General features: G+C 73.7%; 20 protein-coding genes. 7 read left to right on the top strand and 13 right to left on the bottom strand.

Annotated features, from left to right (window positions below; all coding sequences use genetic code 11):
- The first annotated feature begins 68 nt into the window (after positions 1-68).
- Complete coding sequence (locus ACFY23_RS03290) at positions 69-1,055, top strand: aldo/keto reductase (RefSeq protein ID WP_350685277.1); 987 nt, start codon at positions 69-71, stop codon at positions 1,053-1,055.
- Positions 1,056-1,162: 107 nt separating this feature from the next.
- On the opposite strand, the gene thpR is transcribed toward ACFY23_RS03290, so the two are convergent.
- The 5 genes from thpR to ACFY23_RS03265 all read right to left on the bottom strand — a co-directional run bounded on the left by thpR (position 1,163) and on the right by ACFY23_RS03265 (position 5,762).
- The gene (thpR, locus tag ACFY23_RS03285) at positions 1,163-1,741 is read right to left on the bottom strand and encodes an RNA 2',3'-cyclic phosphodiesterase (RefSeq protein WP_350818901.1); all 579 of its coding nucleotides are present in this window, start codon (positions 1,739-1,741) and stop codon (positions 1,163-1,165) included.
- A 13-nt stretch (positions 1,742-1,754) separates the two neighbouring features.
- Entirely contained in the window at positions 1,755-2,264 is a 510-nt protein-coding gene (locus ACFY23_RS03280) for a hypothetical protein (protein ID WP_350686627.1), read from the bottom strand.
- A gap of 102 nt (positions 2,265-2,366) precedes the next feature.
- Positions 2,367-3,650, bottom strand: a complete 1,284-nt coding sequence (locus tag ACFY23_RS03275; protein WP_350686626.1) for an MFS transporter — start codon at positions 3,648-3,650, stop codon at positions 2,367-2,369.
- A 71-nt stretch (positions 3,651-3,721) separates the two neighbouring features.
- Complete coding sequence (locus ACFY23_RS03270; RefSeq protein ID WP_350686624.1) at positions 3,722-4,171, bottom strand: MarR family transcriptional regulator; 450 nt, start codon at positions 4,169-4,171, stop codon at positions 3,722-3,724.
- 118 nt (positions 4,172-4,289) lie between these two features.
- On the bottom strand, positions 4,290-5,762 hold the full coding sequence (locus ACFY23_RS03265; RefSeq protein WP_350686629.1) for an NCS2 family permease: 1,473 nt from the start codon (positions 5,760-5,762) through the stop codon (positions 4,290-4,292).
- Positions 5,763-5,850: 88 nt separating this feature from the next.
- Here ACFY23_RS03265 and ACFY23_RS03260 point away from each other — a divergent pair, with 88 nt between their 5' ends.
- Complete coding sequence (locus ACFY23_RS03260; RefSeq protein WP_350686622.1) at positions 5,851-6,099, top strand: DUF2530 domain-containing protein; 249 nt, start codon at positions 5,851-5,853, stop codon at positions 6,097-6,099.
- 81 nt (positions 6,100-6,180) lie between these two features.
- Here the strand turns inward: ACFY23_RS03260 and ACFY23_RS03255 are convergent, their stop codons facing one another.
- The gene (locus ACFY23_RS03255; RefSeq protein WP_350686620.1) at positions 6,181-7,020 is read right to left on the bottom strand and encodes a DUF3027 domain-containing protein; all 840 of its coding nucleotides are present in this window, start codon (positions 7,018-7,020) and stop codon (positions 6,181-6,183) included.
- Positions 7,021-7,107: 87 nt separating this feature from the next.
- Between ACFY23_RS03255 and ACFY23_RS03250 the strand changes: the two genes are divergently transcribed.
- Both ACFY23_RS03250 and ACFY23_RS03245 read left to right on the top strand, forming a co-directional pair.
- On the top strand, positions 7,108-8,769 hold the full coding sequence (locus tag ACFY23_RS03250) for an MFS transporter (protein ID WP_350686619.1): 1,662 nt from the start codon (positions 7,108-7,110) through the stop codon (positions 8,767-8,769).
- Positions 8,766-9,416, top strand: coding sequence for a futalosine hydrolase (locus ACFY23_RS03245; protein WP_350818903.1), 651 nt, complete (start codon positions 8,766-8,768; stop codon positions 9,414-9,416). Before ACFY23_RS03250 ends, ACFY23_RS03245 begins: the two co-directional genes overlap by 4 nt.
- A gap of 49 nt (positions 9,417-9,465) precedes the next feature.
- On the opposite strand, the gene ACFY23_RS03240 is transcribed toward ACFY23_RS03245, so the two are convergent.
- On the bottom strand, positions 9,466-10,353 hold the full coding sequence (locus tag ACFY23_RS03240; protein ID WP_350680642.1) for a GNAT family N-acetyltransferase: 888 nt from the start codon (positions 10,351-10,353) through the stop codon (positions 9,466-9,468).
- Between the two features lie 1,132 nt (positions 10,354-11,485).
- Here ACFY23_RS03240 and ACFY23_RS03235 point away from each other — a divergent pair.
- Entirely contained in the window at positions 11,486-12,388 is a 903-nt protein-coding gene (locus ACFY23_RS03235) for a 1,4-dihydroxy-6-naphthoate synthase (protein ID WP_350680644.1), read from the top strand.
- On the opposite strand, the gene ACFY23_RS03230 is transcribed toward ACFY23_RS03235, so the two are convergent.
- Together ACFY23_RS03230 and ACFY23_RS03225 are read right to left on the bottom strand one after the other, a co-directional pair.
- Positions 12,349-12,735 (bottom strand): cold-shock protein, encoded by a 387-nt coding sequence (locus tag ACFY23_RS03230; RefSeq protein ID WP_091098926.1) that lies wholly within the window; start codon positions 12,733-12,735, stop codon positions 12,349-12,351. The genes ACFY23_RS03235 and ACFY23_RS03230 overlap by 40 nt on opposite strands.
- Positions 12,736-12,763: 28 nt before the next feature.
- Entirely contained in the window at positions 12,764-13,387 is a 624-nt protein-coding gene (locus ACFY23_RS03225) for an HAD family hydrolase (RefSeq protein ID WP_350680646.1), read from the bottom strand.
- 87 nt (positions 13,388-13,474) lie between these two features.
- On the opposite strand from ACFY23_RS03225, the gene ACFY23_RS03220 reads away from it, so the two are divergent.
- Entirely contained in the window at positions 13,475-15,955 is a 2,481-nt protein-coding gene (locus ACFY23_RS03220) for a helicase-associated domain-containing protein (RefSeq protein ID WP_350680648.1), read from the top strand.
- A 55-nt stretch (positions 15,956-16,010) separates the two neighbouring features.
- Here the strand turns inward: ACFY23_RS03220 and ACFY23_RS03215 are convergent, their stop codons facing one another.
- Positions 16,011-16,259 (bottom strand): hypothetical protein, encoded by a 249-nt coding sequence (locus tag ACFY23_RS03215; protein WP_350680650.1) that lies wholly within the window; start codon positions 16,257-16,259, stop codon positions 16,011-16,013.
- Between the two features lie 130 nt (positions 16,260-16,389).
- Entirely contained in the window at positions 16,390-17,277 is an 888-nt protein-coding gene (locus ACFY23_RS03210; RefSeq protein ID WP_350680652.1) for a L,D-transpeptidase family protein, read from the bottom strand.
- A gap of 176 nt (positions 17,278-17,453) precedes the next feature.
- Here ACFY23_RS03210 and ACFY23_RS03205 point away from each other — a divergent pair, with 176 nt between their 5' ends.
- Positions 17,454-19,133: a DNA repair helicase XPB gene (locus ACFY23_RS03205; protein ID WP_350680654.1), complete on the top strand. Its 1,680-nt coding sequence runs from the start codon at positions 17,454-17,456 to the stop codon at positions 19,131-19,133.
- Between the two features lie 40 nt (positions 19,134-19,173).
- Here ACFY23_RS03205 and ACFY23_RS03200 read toward each other — a convergent pair whose 3' ends face one another.
- Both ACFY23_RS03200 and ACFY23_RS03195 read right to left on the bottom strand, forming a co-directional pair.
- Positions 19,174-19,518 carry a toxin-antitoxin system HicB family antitoxin gene (locus ACFY23_RS03200; protein WP_350680656.1) on the bottom strand — a complete coding sequence of 115 codons (345 nt, stop codon included), beginning with the start codon at positions 19,516-19,518 and terminating at the stop codon, positions 19,174-19,176.
- Entirely contained in the window at positions 19,518-19,763 is a 246-nt protein-coding gene (locus ACFY23_RS03195; protein WP_350818904.1) for a toxin HicA, read from the bottom strand. Before ACFY23_RS03195 ends, ACFY23_RS03200 begins: the two co-directional genes overlap by 1 nt.
- Positions 19,764-19,945 lie beyond the last annotated feature (182 nt).

The raw sequence follows: 19,945 nt of genomic DNA, 5'->3' as shown, positions 1-19,945 counted from the left end.
ACTCCGGCGGCGGCGTTCGCCGGAGTCGACGCGAGGCACTCGAAGTGCCGCCGTGGCAGGGTGGCCGTATGGAGTACACGAACCTGGGCCGCACCGGCCTGTCGGTCAGCCGTCTCTGCCTCGGCACCATGAACTTCGGGCCGCAGACGACCGAGCCGGACAGCTTCGCGATCATGGATCGGGCCCTCGAACAGGGCATCAACTTCTTCGACACCGCCAACGTCTACGGGTGGCAGACCGGCGAGGGGATCACCGAGCAGATCATCGGCCGCTGGTTCGCCCAGGGCGGCGGCCGGCGGGAGAAGGTCGTCCTGGCCACCAAGGTCTACGGCAAGATGGGCGAGTGGCCCAACGAGCAGGGCCTGTCCGCCCGGCACATCGTCCGGGCCTGTGAGGACTCGCTGCGCCGACTTCAGACCGACACCATCGACCTCTACCAGATGCACCACGTCTCCCGGACCACGCCGTGGGAGGAGATCTGGCAGGCCATGGAGACCCTGGTCGCCCAGGGCAAGGTGCTCTACGTCGGATCGTCCAACTTCGCCGGGTGGCACATCTCGGTGGCGCAGGAGGCGGCGGCGAAGCGCCACTTCCTCGGCCTCGTCTCCGAGCAGTGCATCTACAACCTGCTGACCCGGCACGTCGAGTTGGAGGTGGTGCCCGCGGCGCAGCACCACGGGCTGGGCATCATCCCGTGGTCGCCGCTGCACGGCGGGCTGCTCGGCGGTGTGCTGCGGAAGATGGCCGAGGGCGGGGCCGCGCGCGGCGCCACCGGCCGCTCCGCCGACGCCCTCGCCGCGCACCGGCCGACCATCGAGGCGTACGAGAAGTTCTGCGCCGAGCTGGGGCACGACCCGGCGGACGTGGCGCTCGGCTGGCTGCTGTCGCGGCCGGGGGTGACCGCCCCGATCGTCGGGCCGCGCACCGCCGAGCAGCTCGACCGCTCTCTGGGCGCCCTGACGGTCACCCTCGACGAGGACTCCCTCGCCCGGCTCGACGAACTCTTCCCGCCCGTCGGCAACGGCGGTCCCGGCCCGGAGGCCTGGGCCTGGTAGCCCTCCTCCTGTCGATCAAGGGGTTTGCGCCCGGATTCCCGGCCAGGAACGACGCAAACCCCTTGGTCACCGGTGCCCGAACGAGGAGACCCGGACGGGAGCACCGGTCAGATGGGCCAGGCGGCGAGGCGGTCGTAGGTGGGGCGGGGGCCGGGGTGGCTGCGCATCAGCACCATCTCGGCGGCCGGCCACTCGGGGCCCTCGTATCCGTCCAGGGTCGCCACGTCCGCCGCCACGTCGACCGGGGGCACCCGGTCGCCGGGGCGGGCGACCGTCAGGTGCGGGCGGAACGGCTTCTCGTCGTGCGGCAGGCGGGCGTACCGCAGCCGGGAACGGATCAGCCGGGCCAGCACCTGGAGCCGCTCCACCTCGCCCCGCAGGTCGACCCAGAGCACCGTGAACCGGCCCCGCCCGAAGCTCCCGCCGCCGGCGAGCCGGAGCCGGGGCGCGGCGGCGCGGCCGTCCCGGGACCACTCGGCGGCGAGCCCGAGCGCGCTCTCCACCTCGACCAGGCGGCCCGCCTCGACGTCGCCGAGGAAGGCGAGGGTGACGTGTGCGGTGGCCGGGTCGCCGAGCCGGACGTTGATCCCGGCGGCGGCCGCCGCGCCGACCCGCAACCGGGCGACCTGCGCGCCGAGGTCCGCGACCGCCTCGGGCGGCGGGTAGACCGCGACGAAGAGCCTCACGCCGGCCCGCCGCTCAGCGGTGGCGCTGCCGGTGACCGGGCCGGGCGGCGGGCAGGGTCAGCCCGGCGGCGTGCAGGACGCCCTCCACCCGGACCCGCTCCAGCTCCAGGTCGACGCCCTCCAGCTCGGTCAGGTGCTCGGTGACGCCGAGCGCCCGGCAGGCCAGCCGGAGCCGGTCGTCGTACGCCCGGAGCACCGTGCCGTGCCAGACCGGCTGCCGGCCGTCGGCACCGGCCCCCTGGCCGCGCAGGCGGCGCAGGTCGGCGGCGAGTTGCTCCAGCGGGCGCCGGTCGGGCCGGTCGAAGTCGGTGAGGTCGATGTCGCGGGTCAGCGCGTCGGCCTCGACGGCCCGGTCCAGCCGGGCGATGGTGCGCCGCTCCCGCCGGCGCTCGCGCCACTCGGCCCACCCGCAGGCGACCCGGTCGATGATCTCGTCGGCGCAGAAGAGCGCGGCGATCACCGCCGGCAGGCTGGCCACGCCGACGAAGGCCAGGACCAGCAGCACCCCGCGTCCGACCTCCACGCATCGACGCTAAGCCTCATCCTCGCAGGCCGCCACCGGATTGGCCGCATCCACGCCATCCGCAGGATGGGACGGATCGTCCCACCCCGGGCGGCGCGGCGGTCAGCAGTCGGTGGAGGTGACGTAGAAGCGCGGCATCGGCAGGACGCGGAAGCGCAGCCGGGCACCGGCGCGGCGGAGCTGCCAGGTGAGCGCGAGCAGGGCGGTGGTCAGCGAGATCAGCCCGCCGATCCAGATGCTGGCGCCCGCGCCGTAGGTCTCCGCGACCCAGCCGATCACCGGCGCGCCGACCGGGTTGGTGCCGAGGAAGACCAGCACCCACAGGGCCATCACCCGGCCCCGGAAGGCGGCGTCCGTGCCGAGCTGGACCCGCTGGTTGGCGGCCTGGGCGAAGTACACCATGAAGAACCCGGTGGGCAGCAGCAGCGCCACCACCATCCAGTACGCCGGGGCGAGCCCGACCAGGGTGCCGAAGCTGGCGCAGCCGACGGCGGCCCCGAGCACCACCCAGACCGACGGGCGGCTGCGCCGCCCGGTGCCGGCCAGCGCCCCGACCAGCGCGCCGACCGCCAGCGCGGTGCTGAACAGCCCGAACGAGGCCGCCCCGGTGTGGAACACGGTCTTAGCGAGCGCGGCCAGGGTGAGCTGGAAGTTGAACAGCGACATGCCGATCACCGACATCACCGCCATCGGCAGCAGGAGGTCGGGGCGGCGCCAGACGTAGCGCAGGCCGTCGACGACCTTGGCCGACGCCCGCTCGTCGCGCGGCGGCAGCGCCTCCCGGTGCAGCTCGGCCGGGCGCATCCGGACCACGTTGACCAGCGGGGCGATCGAGCTGAGCGCGGTGAACAGGAAGACCGGCCCCACGTCGAAGGCGGCGATGGCCAGGCCGGCTACGGCCGGCCCGACGATCCGGGCGGAGTTGAACACGGCCGCGTTCAGCGAGAGCGCGTTCGGCAGCAGCGACGTGCCGACCAGCTCCGAGACGAACGCCTGCCGGACGGGGGTCTCCACGGCGTTGGCGACGCCGAGCAGGGCCGCGAACGCGAAGACGTGCCAGAGCTGCACGAGGCCGGTGATCACCAGCAGGCTCATCGCGAGCGCCAGCACGGTCCAGAACGCGTTGGCGACGAAGAGCAGCATCCGCTTGTCGTAGCGGTCGGCGAGCCGCCCGGAGAGCAGGGTGAGCAGCAGGACGGGGGCGAACTGGAGGGCGGTGACCACACCCAGCGCGGTGGCGGAGTTGTCGGAGAGCTCGAGGACGAGCCAGTCCTGGGCGATGAACATCATCCAGACACCGATCAGCTTGATCAGTTGCCCGGATGCGAAGAGCCGGTAGTTGCGGACCTGTAGGGACTGGAACATCGTGCTCAGCTTCGCCTGCACTCTTGGTGCGCCTCCTCGCGGTCGTACGCGTCATCGACGGCGGACGGCGCGGTTGGTGCGAGGCGCGCGGGTCAGGCGCGGGCGAGCTGCTGAAGGATCTCGGCGGCCTGCCGCAGGGTGTCCCGTTCCGCTTCGGTCAGCTCGGCCAGCCGGTGGGCCAGCCACTCGTCACGGACGCGCTCGAACTGGTCGAGCACCGCCCGTCCCCCCTCTGTCGCCGCGAGGATGACCTGCCGGCCGTCGGTCGGGTGGGGGGTGCGCTGCACGAGGCCGCGCTCCTCCAACTTCGCGACGATCTTGGTCATCGTCGGCGGCTGCACCCGTTCGACGTCGGCCAGTTCCCGAGGCGTCAGCGCGCCCGCCAGCCGGAGGCTGGTGAGCGCGGAGAGCTGGGTGACCGTGAGGTCGCCGACCGGCCGGGCCTGGCGGACCCGTCGGTTGAGCCGGGTGATCGCATCACGCAGCTGTGGTGCGAGCTGCGCCGGTGGCACGCGTTTCGCCGTCACCGTCCGCTCCGTCACGATAGTTAGCTTAACTAATGAGCCTGGCTAATGAGCTGTGATATGACCATGCTCACGCGAAGTTTGCCCTGCTCCGGGCCGGGTACCCGATTCGGTCACCGGCCCGGAGCGCAGCGTGTCAGAGCACCAGGGACTCGATCGGCCCGCGCAGGAAGTACAGCACGAAGAGGGCGGCCACCCCGTACAGCAGCGGGTGGATCTCCCGGGCCTTGCCCCTGGCGAGCTTCACCACCACGTACGTGATCAGGCCGGCGCCGATGCCGTTGGAGATCGAGTACGTGAAGGGCATCAGCACGATCGTGAGGAACGCCGGGACGGCGATCTCGTAGTCGGACCAGTCGATCGTCCGCACCGCGGTCATCATCAGGAAGCCGACCACCACCAGCGCGGTGGAGGCCGCCTCGAACGGCACCACCACGACCAGCGGCGCCAGGAACATCGCCAACAGGAACAGGCCGCCGGTGACCAGGTTGGCCACGCCCGTGCGGGCGCCCTCCGCCACACCGGCGGCGCTCTCGATGTACGACGTGTTGCTCGACGTGCTCGCCGCACCGCCGGCCGCCGCCGCGATCGAGTCGACCAGCAGGATCTCCTTGGCCCGCGGCGGGGTGCCCCGCTCGTCGAGCATGCTCCCCTCCTGCCCGACCGCGACCATCGTGCCCATGGTGTCGAAGAAGTCGGTGATCAGCAGGGTGAAGACGAACATGAGCGCGACGACCCAGCCGGCCCGGCTCCACGAGTCGAACACGTTGAAGTTGCCGAGCAGCGACAGGTCGGGCACGTCCACCCAGGTCTTCGGCAGCTCGGGGACGTTCAGCGCCCAGCCCTTCGGGTTCGGCTTGCCGTCGACGAAGGACGGCCCGATGTTCGCCACCGCCTCGACGACGACCGCGAGCACCGTGGAGCCGAGGATGCCGATCAGGATCGCGCCCTTGACCCGGCGCACCAGCAGCACGATCGTGAGCAGCAGGCCCACCACGAACACCAGCATCGGCCAGCTGCCCAGGCTGCCGTCGATGCCCAGGCCGACGGGGACGGTGGTGTTCGCCGAGTCCGGGATGCGGCGGACGAAGCCGGCGTCGATCAGGCCGATGATGGTGAGGAAGAGGCCGATGCCGACGCCGATCGCCGTCTTCATCTGCGTCGGCACCGAGCGGAACACCGCCGTACGCAGGCCGGTCAGCACCAGCACCGCGATGATCACACCCTCGATCACCACGAGGCCCATCGCGTCCGCCCAGGTCATCTCCGGGGCGATCTCGTACGCGACCAGCGCGTTGACGCCGAGACCGGCGGCGAGCGCGATCGGGAACCGGCCGACGACGCCCATCAGGATCGTCATCAGGCCGGCGACCAGGGCGGTCGCCGCGGCGAGGGCGGGGATGGAGAGTGCCTTGCCGTCGCCGTCGACGGCACCACCGAGGATGAGCGGGTTGAGCACCACGATGTACGCCATCGTGAAGAAGGTCGCCAGGCCACCGCGTACCTCGCGGCTCATCGTCGAGCCACGGGCGGAGATTTCGAAGAACCGGTCGAAACCGTTACGCGGATGAGCGGGTGGTGTGCCGTTGTCGGGTGGGGCTACTGCCATCAGGTCCTCGCAGGTGATCTTCCGTTGTTCGCGCGCATCGTCGCAGATCACCGGCCACCAGGGAAAGTTGATCGCGTACGCTTGCCGCGTGCCGAAGGAGCAGCCGCCGCGACCCGAGCCGCTCGACCCGCCCATGGTGCCGTTCGCCCTCGCTGGGATGGCGGCCTGGGCGCTCGCCGGGTTGGTGCTGCTCGTCTTCTTCCGCGACTGGCTGACCGAGCACGGTCACCAGAACTGGTTGTGGATCTGCCTGGCCGGTTTCCTGTGGGGTTTCCCCGGTCTCGCCGTGATGATGCGGCACGACGCCAACCGACGGCGCCGCCGCGCCGGCCGCTGACCCGCGCCGACGCCGATCCGCACACCCTCGACCGGCTGGCCGGGCAGGCGGTGGCGCCGGCCCGGCGCCGCGGCCGGTCCGTCAGGGGTGGCCGTACGGCTCCGCCGGCTCCGCGGCCTCCACCGAGCCGGGCGCCCGGCTGACCGACACGGGCTCCACCGCGCTGTCGTCGTAGACCGTCGGCATCTCGTCGACCGGGGTGTCGGCGGCCTCGATCAGGGTCTCCGAGTGCGCGCCGCAGCCGTGGTCGGCGCTGACCACCCGGCCGTCGTCCGGGGCGTAGAAGTTGCCGCAGGCGCCGAAGGACTGCCGCAGGGCGCCGGCGAGCGGCAGGTAGAAGCCGCAGGTCCCGCAGCGGGCGGCGGCGGGAGCGGCGACCGAGATCGCGGCGGAAGGGCCGTGGTCGCCGTCGTACCAGCGCTGGGCGGCCTCGCTGCGCCCCTCCCGCGAGAGCACCCGCGGCCGGCCGAGCCCCAACTCCCAGGCGGTCTCCTCGACCGCCGGGTCGTCGGAGAGCACATAGCCGGGCTGGAGCCGCTCGTCGTCGGCCGGGGTGGGCAGCAGGTCGCCGGGGCCGAGGTCGCCCGGCTTGAGCCGCTCCTGCCAGGGCAGCCAGCCGGGCGCGAGCAGCGCGTCCGAGCCCGGCAGCAGCACGGTGTCGCAGACGGTGACGTGCCGGCTGCGGGGCACCCGGGTGACGGTGACCGCCCACCGCCAGCCTCGGTAGCCGGCGAGGCGGCACTCGAAGTAGTGCGTGACGAGCCGGTCGCCCTCCGCGACGGCCTGCAGGTGGTCGCCGACGTCCGAGGCGTCGGCCTCGGTGATGGCGTCACGCGCCACCTCGACGGCGGCGGCGCAAACCTGGTCGAGACGAGCGGCGCGGGCGGAGGCGGGCCTGGTCACCCGACCATTGTTCCCCATGCGTACGGCCGGCCGACAGGCACCCGCCGAGGATGTTCTGGCGCAGTGGTGCGGCGTGCGGGGACCGGATGGGCGAGGATGGTGGGCATGCCGCTGTTCTCCCGCTCCGGGCGGTCCGTGCTCGGGCAGACCGTCGGCACCGGCATCAAGGCCGTCCGCCTGCTCTTCCGGGGTTCGGTCAGCGGTGGGCGCTGGATGACACGCAGCGCCGGCCGGGCCCGTGCCCGGGGCGCCGGGGGCGAGGTCGGCATGGTCCGCCTCTTCGACCTGCACGCGATCTCCTGCGCCGGGGACACGCTGATCGCCATCGGCCTGGCCGGAACGATCTTCTTCAACGTCCCGCTCGGCGAGGCGCGCAGCAAGGTCGCCCTCTACCTGCTGGTGACCATGGTGCCGTTCGCCATGCTCGCCCCGGTGGTGGGCCCGCTGCTCGACCACTTCCGGCACGGCCGGCGGTACGCGCTGGCCGCCACCATGCTCGGCCGGGCCTTCCTGGCCTGGCTGATCTCCGACTACATCCACGGCTTCGGGCTCTACCCGGCGGCCTTCGGCGTGCTGGCGCTCTCCCGCGCGTACGGGGTGGCCCGATCGGCGGCCGTGCCCCGGCTGCTCCCCGAGGGGCTCGGGCTGTCCCAGGTGGGCGCCCGGGCCAGCGTCTACGGCACGGTGGCCGGCGCGCTGGTGGCCCCGATCGGCCTGGCCGCCTTCTGGTTCGGGCCGCAGTGGCCGCTCCGGGTGGCCTCGGTCATCTTCCTGGTCGGCATGGTGATCTCCCTGCGGCTGCCGCCGAAGGCCGACTCGGAGCCGCCGGAGCGGGTGCCCCGGCCGCTGCGGGCGCTAGGTCGCCGCACCGGGGACCGCCCGCTGGGCCGGGGGCGGCCGGCGGGCCGGCTCGTGATCGCCACCCTGGTCGGCGCCGCGACGCTGCGCGCGGTCTACGGCTTCCTGCTGCTCTTCCTGGCGTTCGCGATCAAGGCCGGCGACCTGACCACCGTCGTCTTCGGTCGGGAGCTCGGCGACGAGGCGGCGCTGGGCCTGGTCGGCGCGGCGCTCGCCGTGGGCACCTTCCTGGCCACCGCGGTCGGCACCCGCCTGCGCATCCACCGACCCGCCGCGATCCAGTCCAGCGGCATGGTCATCGTCGCCGGGGTGGCGATCCTCGCCGCGTTGAAGTTCTCGCTGCCCATGGTCGCCCTGCTCTGCCTGGTCGCCGCGCTGAACAGCGGCATCGCCAAGCTCGCCGTGGACGCCTCGATCCAGGAACGCATCCCGGAGCGGCTGCGGGCCAGTTCCTTCGCCCACTCCGAGACGGTGCTGATGCTCGCCTTCGTCGCCGGTGGCGGGCTGGGGCTCGTACCCTTCGACGGCCGGATCGGGATCGCCGTCGTCGCCGCCGTCGGCACCGTGGCCGCCGCCCGGGGCGTGGTGGTGGCCGGCCGGCTGCGGGCCGAGCGCCTGCTCGGCCGGCCGCTCGGCGACGACGAGCTGGCCGCCGACGGGACCGACCCGACCGACCCCGACGCCCCGGGCGCCCCGGGAACCGACGGCGCGGATTCCCCCGGCCCCGAGGCCAGGCGCCGGTACGACCCCACGCCCACCTCCCCCGCCCCGACGCAGGGCGGCGCCGCGCGGGACGACCCCGGGCTGGCGCCGCCGGGCTACCACATCTACCGGCCGTCATCAGCCGTCGGCGGGCCGGGCGGGACGGACGACGAGACCCGCCGGGAGCCGCAGGGGCCGCTCTCGTGACCGGTCTGCTGGTGGTCACGGCGGTCCCCGCCGAGGCCGAGGCGATCCGCGCCGGCCTCACCGACGAGTCGACCACGGTGCTGCCGGTGGGGGTCGGGCCCGCCGTCGCCGCCGCGACCACGACCCGGCTGCTGGTGCTCGCCGAGGCCGCCGGTCGGCCGTACGGCGGCGTGGTCAGCGCGGGCGTGGCGGGTGGCTTCGCCGGCCGCGTGGAGGTGGGCGCCACCGTGCTGGGCACCGTGTCCGTGGCCGCCGACCTCGGCGCCGAGTCGCCGGCCGGCTTCATCCCGGTGGACGAGTTGGGCATGCCCGCGGAATGGCTGGGCAGCGGCACCGCGCTCGCCGCCGACCCGGGCCTGCTCGCCCGGCTGCGGGCCGCGCTCCCGGCGGCCACCGTCGGCCCGGTGCTGACCGTCAGCACGGTGACCGGCACCGCCGCCAGCACCGACGCGCTGCGCCTGCGGCACCCGGACGCGGTCGCCGAGGCCATGGAGGGGTACGGGGTAGCCGTCGCCGCCGCCCAGGCGGGTCTCCCGTTCGCCGAGCTGCGTACCGTCTCCAACCCGATCGGCCCCCGCGATCGCGACACTTGGCGCATGCGCGAGGCACTCGCCGCCCTGACCACCGCCGCCGCGGCCCTGACCTGACGCGCGCCATAGGAGCGCCCCGCCCGCCTCTCAGTCCCCCGCCCGCCTCTCAGTCGGCCACCGCCGGCCGGCGGTCGAGCCGCAGCGCCCACGGTCGGTCCGACTCCAACTGGTAGCCACAGGCCAGCAGCAGGTCGACGCCGCCGAACCGGGCGATCGCGTGGGCCGTCCGGATGCCCGCCCGGTCCATCTCGTCGGCGAGCAGGCCGACCAACCGGCGACCAATGCCGAGCTGTCGATAGTCCGCGGCCACGAGAACGCCGTCGAGAACGATCTCCCGTACCTCGCTCGGGTCGTCGCCGTACAAGAGGTGTGGGCTGCGCTCGTGGGCCCGCAGCTCACCGACCAACTCGCCCCCCGGTAGTTCGGCCACGAGCCGCCACGACGTCGCCGGCAGGCCGCCCGTCACCCGGCGCAGCCGGACCGTGCGCCGGACCTCCGCGGCCCACCGGCGCCTGTCCCGATAGGCACGATTCCGCTCGTACGTGGCCGCCGGTAACGGCAGCGGCCACAGCGCGGGCGGCAGGTTGTACCAGTTCGCCCACCAGGCACCCGGCCAGTCCTTCGGCTCCCGGACCTCCCACGCGTCGAGGTGAGCGGGATATCGCCGCCCTGCCGCGTCCCGTAGCCCGTCGTGCGGCACCGCCGGCAGCGGCCCGCCGTCGTTGTCGGCGCTGCCGGCGCTGCCGGGGCCGCCAGGGCTGTCGGGGCTGTCGACCGCGCCAGCGGCGCCGACGGCCACCCTTCCCCCGGCGGCCCGGACGAGCCGTTCCACCGTGCGGAACCTCGGATCGATCGCCCGGCCCGACTCGATCCGGGCCAGGGTGGCCTGGGGCACCCCGGACCTCTCGGCCAGTTCCCGCTGGCTCAGGTCAGCGAGGCGCCGCAGGGACCGGAGGGCCTCGCCCAGGTCGACCGCGTCTGTCAGCTCTGCCACGAAACCATGCTCCCGACGTGCCGCGGCTTCCTCAACAGCCCTCATGAAGCTGTGGACAAGCCTGTGGACAACGCCAAGGGTCACAGGCGTGCCGACAACCACGAGAGTGCCGACAACCATGGCCGTGCTGTCAGGCCGCTCGGCCGCCGGCCATCAGAAGCCGCCGCATCAGGAAAGCAAGAATGCCTACTGCGACGCTGTCGAGCTGAATCGTTTACGACATCACGCGTGAGGGCCGGACGGTGCCGGCGACGATCCACGCAGCGACGAGACCGAGCCGGAAGCGGACCACCAGCCACACAATCACGGGTAAGGGCCAGGCTGCGCCAACGACCACCCACACAGCAATGACAGGCCGCCAAACGAAGCAGCCCACCGGCCACACGACGACAAGATCGTGTCGGTACAGGACGTAGCCGGACCCGGGCGAGGGGAGTCGCCTCCGCCCGACGCAGCGACACGCTCCCGCGAGGGCCGGCTCCCCGACCACGGATCCTCGATGGCTGAGATGCCGCAGCCGAGACACGGCGGGCGGGTACGGCGGGCGGTCGCCAGCGGATGGGGCGGCACGGCGGGCGGTACGGCAGGCGGTCGCCAGCGGACGGGGCGGCACGGCGGGCGGTACGGCAGGCGGTCGCCGAGGGACGGGAGGCGGTGAACGCGCCCCGGTCGTCGCCGACACGCCCCAGCAGGTTGGCAAGGCAAGGACGGCGCCGGCACGGGCGGCAACGAAGGCCGGCATCGGCGGTCGCGGCGGCGACGACGGCGGCCTGGACTTCGGCGCCGGCGCGGGACTGCTCGGGTGAATCGTTTACGACATCAGCTCGACAGGCGGCAGCGAGCTGTCATCCCTCATCATCGAGCAGTTCGCGGCCGAGACGGCCGAGGTAGCCGAGGTGGCCGAGGTGGCCGAGGCATCTGAGGTGGCCAAGGTGGCCGGGGCAGCCGAGGTGGCCAAGGTGGGCCGCCGCGATCGCACCCGTGTCCCGTCGCCGCGCCGGGCCGCAGCGGGCCGCAGCGTGCCGCAGGCTCCGCGGACGGACGCGGGCCCCGGGGCCGGAACAGTGGGCGTAGGTCACAGGGGTGGGGCCGCAGGCGGGCGACCACCAGGGTGCGGGGATACCGTGGGCGCGTGGCGCTCTCGCTGGCGATCTCGCCCTGCCCCAACGACACGTTCGTCTTCCACGCCCTGGTGCACGGCCTCGTGCCCGACGCGCCGCCGGTGGAGGTGACGTACGCCGACGTCGACGTGACCAACACGGCCGCCGAGCGGGGGGCGTTCGACCTGGTGAAGGTGAGCTACGCCGCGCTGCCGTGGCTGTTGGACGACTACCACCTGCTGCCCTGCGGCGGGGCGCTCGGCCGTGGCTGCGGCCCGCTGGTGCTGACCCGGGGCGACGGCACCGGCCGACTCGACCGCCCGGGCAACGCGGGGCACGCCGATCGCACCGACCCCACCGACCGCAGCGACCGCGCGGACCTCACCGGCGCCACGGTGGCGGTTCCGGGCGACCGGACGACGGCGTACCTGCTCTTCCGGCTGTGGGCGGCGGATCGGCCGCCGGCGCGGATCGAGGTGGTGCCGTTCCACGAGATCATGCCGGGCGTGGCCGCCGGCCGGTACGACGCCGGCCTGGTCATCCACGAGGCCCGGTTCACCTATCCGCGGCACGGACTGACCGCCCTGGTGGACCTGGGCGAGTGGTGGGAGGCCGACACCGGCCTGCCCATCCCCCTCGGCGCCATCCTGGCCCGGCGCGGCACCGTGGACCCGGAGGCCGCCGCCGGGTGGGTCCGCGAGTCGGTCCGCCGGGCCTGGGCCGACCCGGCGGCGAGCCGCGACTACGTGCTGGCGCACGCGCAGGAGATGGAGCCCGACGTGGTGGACCGGCACATCGGCCTCTACGTCAACGAGTTCACCGCCGACCTGGGGGACGCCGGGTTCGCCGCTGTGGAGGCGCTGCTCGGTCGGGCCGCCGCCGCCGGGCTGGTGCCTCAGACCTCCAGCTCGCGCGCGACGGCGTGGACCAGCTGAGCGATCTTCTGCGCGGTCTTGCGGTCGGGGAAACGGCCGCGGCGCAGATCCGGCTGAACCTTCGCCTCCAGCACCTTGATCATGTCCTCGACGAGGCCGTGCAACTCCTCGGCCGGCCGGCGGCGCAGCTCCGCCACCGACGGCGGGGCGTCGAGCAGCTTGACCCCCATCGCCTGCGCACCCCGGCGGCTGTCCACCACACTGAAGTCGACCCGCTGACCGCCCTTGAGGTCGGTGACACCCGCCGGCAGCGCGGTCTTGGGAAGGAACACGTCGCCACCCTCGTCGCTGGTGACGAACCCGTATCCCTTGGCCGCGTCAAACCACTTCACTCGACCCGTCGGCACCTGAGAACCCCTGCTTCGCTTGAGACGTCTACTGCCCCAAGGCTAGCTGGATCACCCCGTCCAGCGCCGCCGGGAATCCGGTGAGATCATCCAGCACGGTTGTCGCCCCGGCCGCGCGGAGTTCGTCCGCCGCACACGGGCCGGTGGCGACCCCGACGCCGGGCACGCCCGCGGCCTGCGCGGCCACCATGTCGGCCACGTGGTCGCCGACGTAGTGGGTCGCGCCGTGCTGGCGCAGCGCGGTCGCCTTCTCCTCGGCGAACAGGTCGCCGGCCACCTCGTCGACCACCAGCCCGAGGTGGTCGAGGTGCAGCCGGGCCAGGCGGCCGTGCTTGGCCGTGACCACCAGCACCCGGCCGCCGCGTTCGCGGATCGCGTCGATCGCGGCGCGGGCACCCGGCAGCGGGACGGTGGGCGTGATCGCGTACGCCGGGTAGAGCTCGCGGTACGTGCGGACGGCCGCGTCGACCTGCTCCGCCGGGAACCAGCGGGCGATCTCGGTACGCAGCGGCGGGCCGAGCCGGGACACGGCGGCGTCCGCGTCCACGTGCACCCCCGTCCGGGCGGTCAGGGCCCGGAACGTCTCGGCGATGCCGGGACGCGAGTCGACCAGGGTCATGTCGAGGTCGAAGCCGACCGTCAGTGCGGGCATGCGGAGAAACCTACCCGCCCGTCCGCACGGGTCAGCCGGACGTCCGAGGGGCGGGAAGACCCCCTGCCGGGCTAGCGTGGAACGACGATGACCACCTCACTCGCCGACCACCTGAGGTCGCTGCCCGACGAGTCGCTCGCCGCCCTCCTCCAACTGCGGCCGGACCTGGTCGTACCCGTGCCCGCCGACGTCTCCGCGCTCGCCATCCGGGCCCAGTCCCGGGTCTCGGTGGCCCGCGCGCTCGACGGGCTCGACCAGTTCACTTTGCAGATCCTGGACGCCGCCCGGCTCACCCGGGACGCGGCCGAGGGCACCACCTCCACCCCGGCGGTGCTCGCCATGGCCACCGCCGGCCCGCACCCGCCCGCCCCCACCTCCGTCCGTGCCGCCGTGAACCGGCTGCGCGCGCTCTTCCTGCTGCACGGCCCCGAGAGCGCCCTGCGCGTGGTGGAGAGCGTCGACGAGGTCTCCCCGTACCCGGCGGGGCTGGGTCGACCGGCGGCGGAGCTGGACCCGCGGGCGGCGGCGCTCTGCGCGGACCCGGCGAAGCTGCGGCGGACGCTGCTGGCCGCGCCGCCCTCGGCCCGGGCGATCCTGGACCGGCTGGCCGCGGGCCCGCCGGTGGGCAGCGTGCCGGCGGGCGCGTTGCAGGCGCCGCCGGTCGGCGCGGAGGACGACCTGCCCCCGGACCCGATCAACGGCGGCGCGCCGACCGGCTCGCCGGTGCGCTGGCTGGTCGACCACCACCTGCTGGTGCCGGTCTCCGGCGGCAAGGCGGGCGCCACCGGCACCGTCGAGCTGCCCCGGGAGGTCGGCCTGCTGCTGCGCCGGGACAGCGGCCCGCTCGGCCCGCTGCGGACCAGCCCGCCGCCGGTGGCCACGCCGCCGCGCGAGCCGAAGGCCGCCGACTCCGCCGGGGCCGGGCAGACCATGGAGGCGGTACGCCACACCGAGGCGCTGCTGGAGCAGCTCGCCGCCGAGCCGGCGCCCGTGCTGCGCTCCGGCGGCCTGGGCGTGCGCGACCTGCGCCGGCTGGCCAAGGCGGTCGGGGTGGACGAGCCGACGGCCGCCCTGCTGCTGGAGGCGGCGCACGCGGCGGGGCTGATCGGCGAGGTGGACCTGCCCGGGGCCACCACCACCCGCTACGGGGCCGACCAGCAGGTGCTGCCCACCGCCGGGTACGAGGTGTGGCGGGCCGGCACGCTCGCGCAGCGCTGGGAGCAGCTCGGCCGGGCCTGGCTGACCATGACCCGGCAGGTCGGGCTGGTCGGGCAGCGCGACGACCGGGACCGCCCGATCACCGTGCTCTCGGCAGAGGTGGAACGGGCCGGGGCGCCGGCCGCCCGGCGGGCGGTCCTCGGCGTGCTCGCCGACCTGGAGCCGGCCACCGCGCCCACCCCGGAGGAGGTGCAGTCCCTGCTCGACTGGCGGGCGCCGCGGCGCAGCCGGGGGCGGGAGGCCGCGCACCGCGAGGTGCTGACCGAGGCGGCGACGCTGGGCGTGACCGGGCTGGGGGCGCTCACCTCGTACGGGCGGCTGCTGCTCGCCGACGTCGCCGCCGCCGACGAGCGGGGCGGGGACGACCCGCTCGGGCTGCGCGCGGACGCCGAGGACGGCGACGGGACGGGTGCGGTACGCGCACTGGACGCGCTGCTGCCCGCCCCGGTCGACCACTTCCTGGTGCAGGCCGACCTGACCGTCGTGGTGCCCGGCCCGCCCGACCCGGCCCTCGCCGCCGAACTGGAGGTGGTGGCCGAGCACGAGTCGGCCGGCGGGGCCAGCGTGCACCGGGTCACCACGGCCAGCGTGCGCCGGGCCCTGGACGCCGGCTACTCGGCCGACGACCTGCACGCCCTGTTCCGGCGCCGGTCCCGCACCCCGGTCCCGCAGGGGCTGACGTACCTGGTGGACGACGTGGCCCGCAAGCACGGCGGGCTGCGGGTCGGCGCCGCCGGGGCGTACGTGCGCAGCGACGACGAGGCGCTGCTGACCGAGGTGCTCGCCGACCGGCGGCTGGAGTCGCTGGCGCTGCGCCGGCTCGCGCCGACGGTGCTGTCGACGCCGTACCAGGTGGGCCGCATGCTCACCGCCCTGCGCGACGCCGGGTACGCCCCGGTGCCGGAGGACGCGAGCGGGGCGGCGGTGCTGTCCCGCCCGAAGACCCGCCGCGCCCCGGCCCGGGTGTCGGTGGCGACCCGGACCGTCGACCCGCTGACCGCGCCGAAGCTGTCGATGCCCCGCCTGCTGGGCGTGGTGGAGCAGATCCGGCGCGGCGACGCGGCGGCACGGGCGGCACGGCGCGCGCCGGCGGTGGTCCGGGGCGGCGCGGCGCGTACCGGGCCGGCGCCGGTGCACACCCACAGCGACGCCCTCGCCGTGCTCCAGCAGGCGGTGCGGGACAAGGCGCTGGTCTGGGTGGGGTACGTCGACGCGCACGGGGCGACCGCGTCCCGGCTGGTCCGGCCGGTCTCGATCGGCGCGGGCTACCTGCGCGCCGAGGACGAGCGGACGGAGATGCTGCACACCTTCGCCCTGCACCGGATCACGGCGGCGGTGCGGGAGGACTGAGCGCGGGCGCCCGGCCGCCCACGGGTCGTTCCATGGCCGGCGGCCTCGGGTCGGGTCAGCGCCGGCTGCGGCGTACCGTCCCGACGACGGAGACGATCAGCAGCAGCGCGAAGCCGGCGCCGGCCGACTCGCCGACCGAGTCGACGAAGCCCTGTTCGAGCACGAGCCAGCCGAAGAGGAACCAGCCGAGGAGCACCGCCGCGGCGGCCGCGTACGCGACGACGGTGGCGGTGGAGACGCGCTCGTCCGGCGACCGGTCGCGCTCGGCACTGTGCTCCGGTACCGCTTCCCGGTCGACCGTCATCTCCAGCCTCCCCGTCCGGTCTGACGCCTGGCACTCCAGCGTGTCACTCGGGTGACCGGAGTGACAGGGGATAAACCCCGATCGCACGGCGTGTGCGACCCGGGCGGGCCGAGGCTTCGGGGGCGGCGGCTCAGGTGCCGGGGCGCCGCCCGACCAGCACCACCCGGCTGCCGACCTTGCCCAGCTCCCAGTACCGGACCGCGTCGGCGTGCAGCAGGTTGACGCAGCCGTGCGAGCCGATCGCCTTGTTGTGCAGGTAGGTCGTGGTCTCGTGGAAGCCCATCCCCTGCGTGAAGTGCTGCCAGTACGGCAGCCAGACCTCGTACGGGTCGGACCACTCCTTGACGTTGCGGTAGTTGATCGTGAAGGTGCCGGCCGGGGTGCGGTAGCCGGGCATGCCCGTCCGGGTGACCGTCGGCTTCACCAGCACCTTGCCGTTGCGCATCACCCAGGTCGTCTGCCGGGTCAGGTCGATGCAGAAGGTGGTGCCGGAGCCGGCCTTGCAGCGCGCCGTGTCGGTGGTGGCCAGCCGCTTCGCCACGTCGTACGTCGTGGGCCCGGCGCGGCCGTGGGCGGGACGGATGTCGTACCGCTTCTGGAACTTCTTGATGGCGGCGCAGTCGGCGGCGGACTGCCGGCCGTCCACGGTCAGCGTGCCGAACCCGCCCAGCCGGGCGAGGTACGCCTCCACCGCGCGCTGGTGCTCCCCCTGTGGGCAGCCGGCGGCGGACGGCGACCCGGTGGGCTTCGGGGCCGGGCGCGTCGGCTTCGCCGCCGGCCGGGTCGGCCTGGGGCGGTTCGGCGCGGGCTTCACCGCCGGCTTCGCCGTCGCCGTGCCGGCCCGCTGGTCCGGCCCGGGCGCACCGCTCGCCCCCGTTACCTGCTCCGTGGCACCGACCGGGACGGGACCCCCGCCCCCACCTCCGTCGGCCCGCGGCTCGAACGCGCACGCACCGGCGCCGACCAGCGTGGCCACCGTCAGGGCGACGAGCCGGGTGGTGATCCGGACGTGTCTCATGGCGCCTCCCGTGACAGGTGTCCTATTGCTAGACGTTGCGAGTCCCGCTCCGGTTGCGCCTCGTGTCCAGATTTTTCTGGCGTCACCCGGATGCGTGCAACACTGGTGGGTCGGCCTGGGGCGGGTCAGTCACCTCCCGGACAGCCGGCGACCCGAGGCGGAGGAGAGGCACTGGCGTGAGCGGTGGACCCCTGATCGTGCAGTCGGACAAGACCCTGCTGCTGGAGATCGACCACCCCGACGCACAGGCGTGCCGGATGGCCATCGCGCCCTTCGCGGAGCTGGAGCGCTCCCCGGAGCACGTGCACACCTACCGGCTGACGCCGCTCGGGCTGTGGAACGCGCGCGCCGCCGGGCACGACGCCGAGGCCGTGGTGGACGCGCTGATCAAGTACAGCCGCTACCCGGTGCCGCACGCGCTGCTGGTCGACGTGGCCGAGACGATGGACCGTTACGGCCGGCTCCAGCTCGCCAACGACCCGGCGCACGGCCTCGTGCTGCGAGCGCTCGACCGGGTGGTGCTGATCGAGGTCGCCAAGAGCAAGAAGCTTGCCGGCATGCTCGGCGCGAAGATCGACGACGACACCATCGCGGTGCACCCGTCCGAGCGGGGCCGGCTCAAGCAGGCGCTGCTCAAGCTGGGCTGGCCGGCGGAGGACCTGGCCGGCTACGTCGACGGCGAGGCACACCCGATCGAGCTGGCCGAGGCCGGCAAGGACGGCGGGAAGCCGTGGACGCTGCGGTCGTACCAGCGGGAGGCTGTGGAGGCGTTCTGGGCCGGCGGGTCGGGCGTCGTGGTGCTCCCCTGCGGCGCGGGCAAGACGCTGGTCGGGGCGGCGGCGATGGCCGAGGCGAAGGCCACCACGCTGATCCTGGTCACCAACACGGTCGCCGGGCGGCAGTGGAAGCGCGAGCTGATCGCCCGCACCTCCCTGACGGAGGAGGAGATCGGGGAGTACTCGGGCGAGCGCAAGGAGATCCGCCCGGTCACCATCGCCACGTACCAGGTGCTCACCTCGCGGCGCGGCGGCGCGTTCACCCACCTGGACCTGTTCGGGGCGCGCGACTGGGGCCTGGTCGTCTACGACGAGGTGCACCTGCTGCCCGCGCCGATCTTCCGCTTCACCGCGGACCTCCAGGCCCGCCGCCGGCTGGGCCTGACGGCGACGCTGGTCCGCGAGGACGGCCGGGAGGGCGACGTGTTCAGCCTGATCGGCCCGAAGCGGTACGACGCGCCGTGGAAGGACATCGAGTCGCAGGGCTGGATCGCCCCGGCCGAGTGCACCGAGGTACGCGTGACGCTCACCGACGCGGAGCGGATGGCGTACGCGACGGCGGAGGCCGAGGAGCGCTACCGGATGGCGGCGACCGCCCGCACGAAGCTGCCTGTGGTCAAGGCGCTGGTGGACCGGCACCCGGGCGAGCAGACGCTGGTGATCGGCGGCTACATCGAGCAGCTCCACCAGCTCGGCGAATACCTCGACGCGCCGATCGTGCAGGGCTCGACCACCAACAAGGAACGGGAGCGGCTCTTCGACGCGTTCCGCTCCGGCGAGCTGCGCACCCTGGTGATCTCGAAGGTCGGCAACTTCTCCATCGACCTGCCCGAGGCGGCGGTGGCGATCCAGGTCTCCGGCACGTTCGGCTCCCGGCAGGAGGAGGCGCAGCGGCTGGGGCGGGTGCTGCGGCCCAAGGCCGACGGCCGGCAGGCGCACTTCTACACCGTCGTCTCCCGGGACACCATCGACACCGAGTACGCCGCCCACCGCCAGCGGTTCCTGGCGGAGCAGGGGTACGCGTACACGATCGTCGACGCCGACGACGTCCTGGGCCCGAAGCTGCCCTCGATCGACTGAGAAACCCCGCCCTGTCGGGGCGCCTGGCCGTCCGCGTTGATCAGGCGGCGCTGAGCTTTCGTAGGACGTACTGGTTGAGGCTCATGCCGTCCTCGGCGGCGTGGATAGCAAGCTCGCGGTGCAGGCTCTCTCCGACGCGGAGGTTGAACTTGCCTGAGAAGCTGCGCTCAGCGAACGGCTGAGGCACCTGTTCGCCTTGTTCTTCCATGTCCACGATCACGTCGCGCAGTAGATCCTGCAGCCCCTGCAGAGCCTCGATCTGGGATGCGGCCAGCCACGAGAGGGACGGAAACTCGGCGCAGGTGGCGACGAACTCGCGGTCCTGGGCCGACCACGTGACACGGTAGGTGTAGTGGGAAATCTCGGGACGAGCATCAGCCTGCATCACATGGCCTCCTTCTTGTCGATCGCCTTGAGCACTTGCCGCACCTGGTACGCCTTGGCCTTGCCTTTGTCGTTCTGGATGTTGACGCGCGGGTCGCCCGCCCAGGGCATCTTGAACACCGCATGGGAGGTGCCAGTTTGCCGCGGCTTCCCGAAGTAGTGCTCGCACACCCGGTAGAGATCGTTGTAGGCGATGTTCTGCTGGTTCTTACGCATCGCTTCAACGAGCTTGTCTAGGGACGGCACGCGTTGATGGTACTGCGGGCGGTACCATCGCCGCAACGCTTCGCCGCGCGAGCACATCCCGGTCGGCGCGGTGAAGCCGGACCGGCTCAGCGGTGTGGCCCGACGCTGATGAATGACTGATCTCTGCCCGGGTACGCGGGCTGCGATACGGGCGACGGATTCGGACCCGTGGGCCCGCACCA

This window comes from Micromonospora sp. NPDC000121 (genome assembly GCF_042899165.1).
Classification (GTDB): Bacteria; Actinomycetota; Actinomycetes; order Mycobacteriales; family Micromonosporaceae; genus Micromonospora.
Note: the sequence above shows the minus strand (reverse complement) of the source record. Positions and strands in the feature narration are given on the sequence as shown.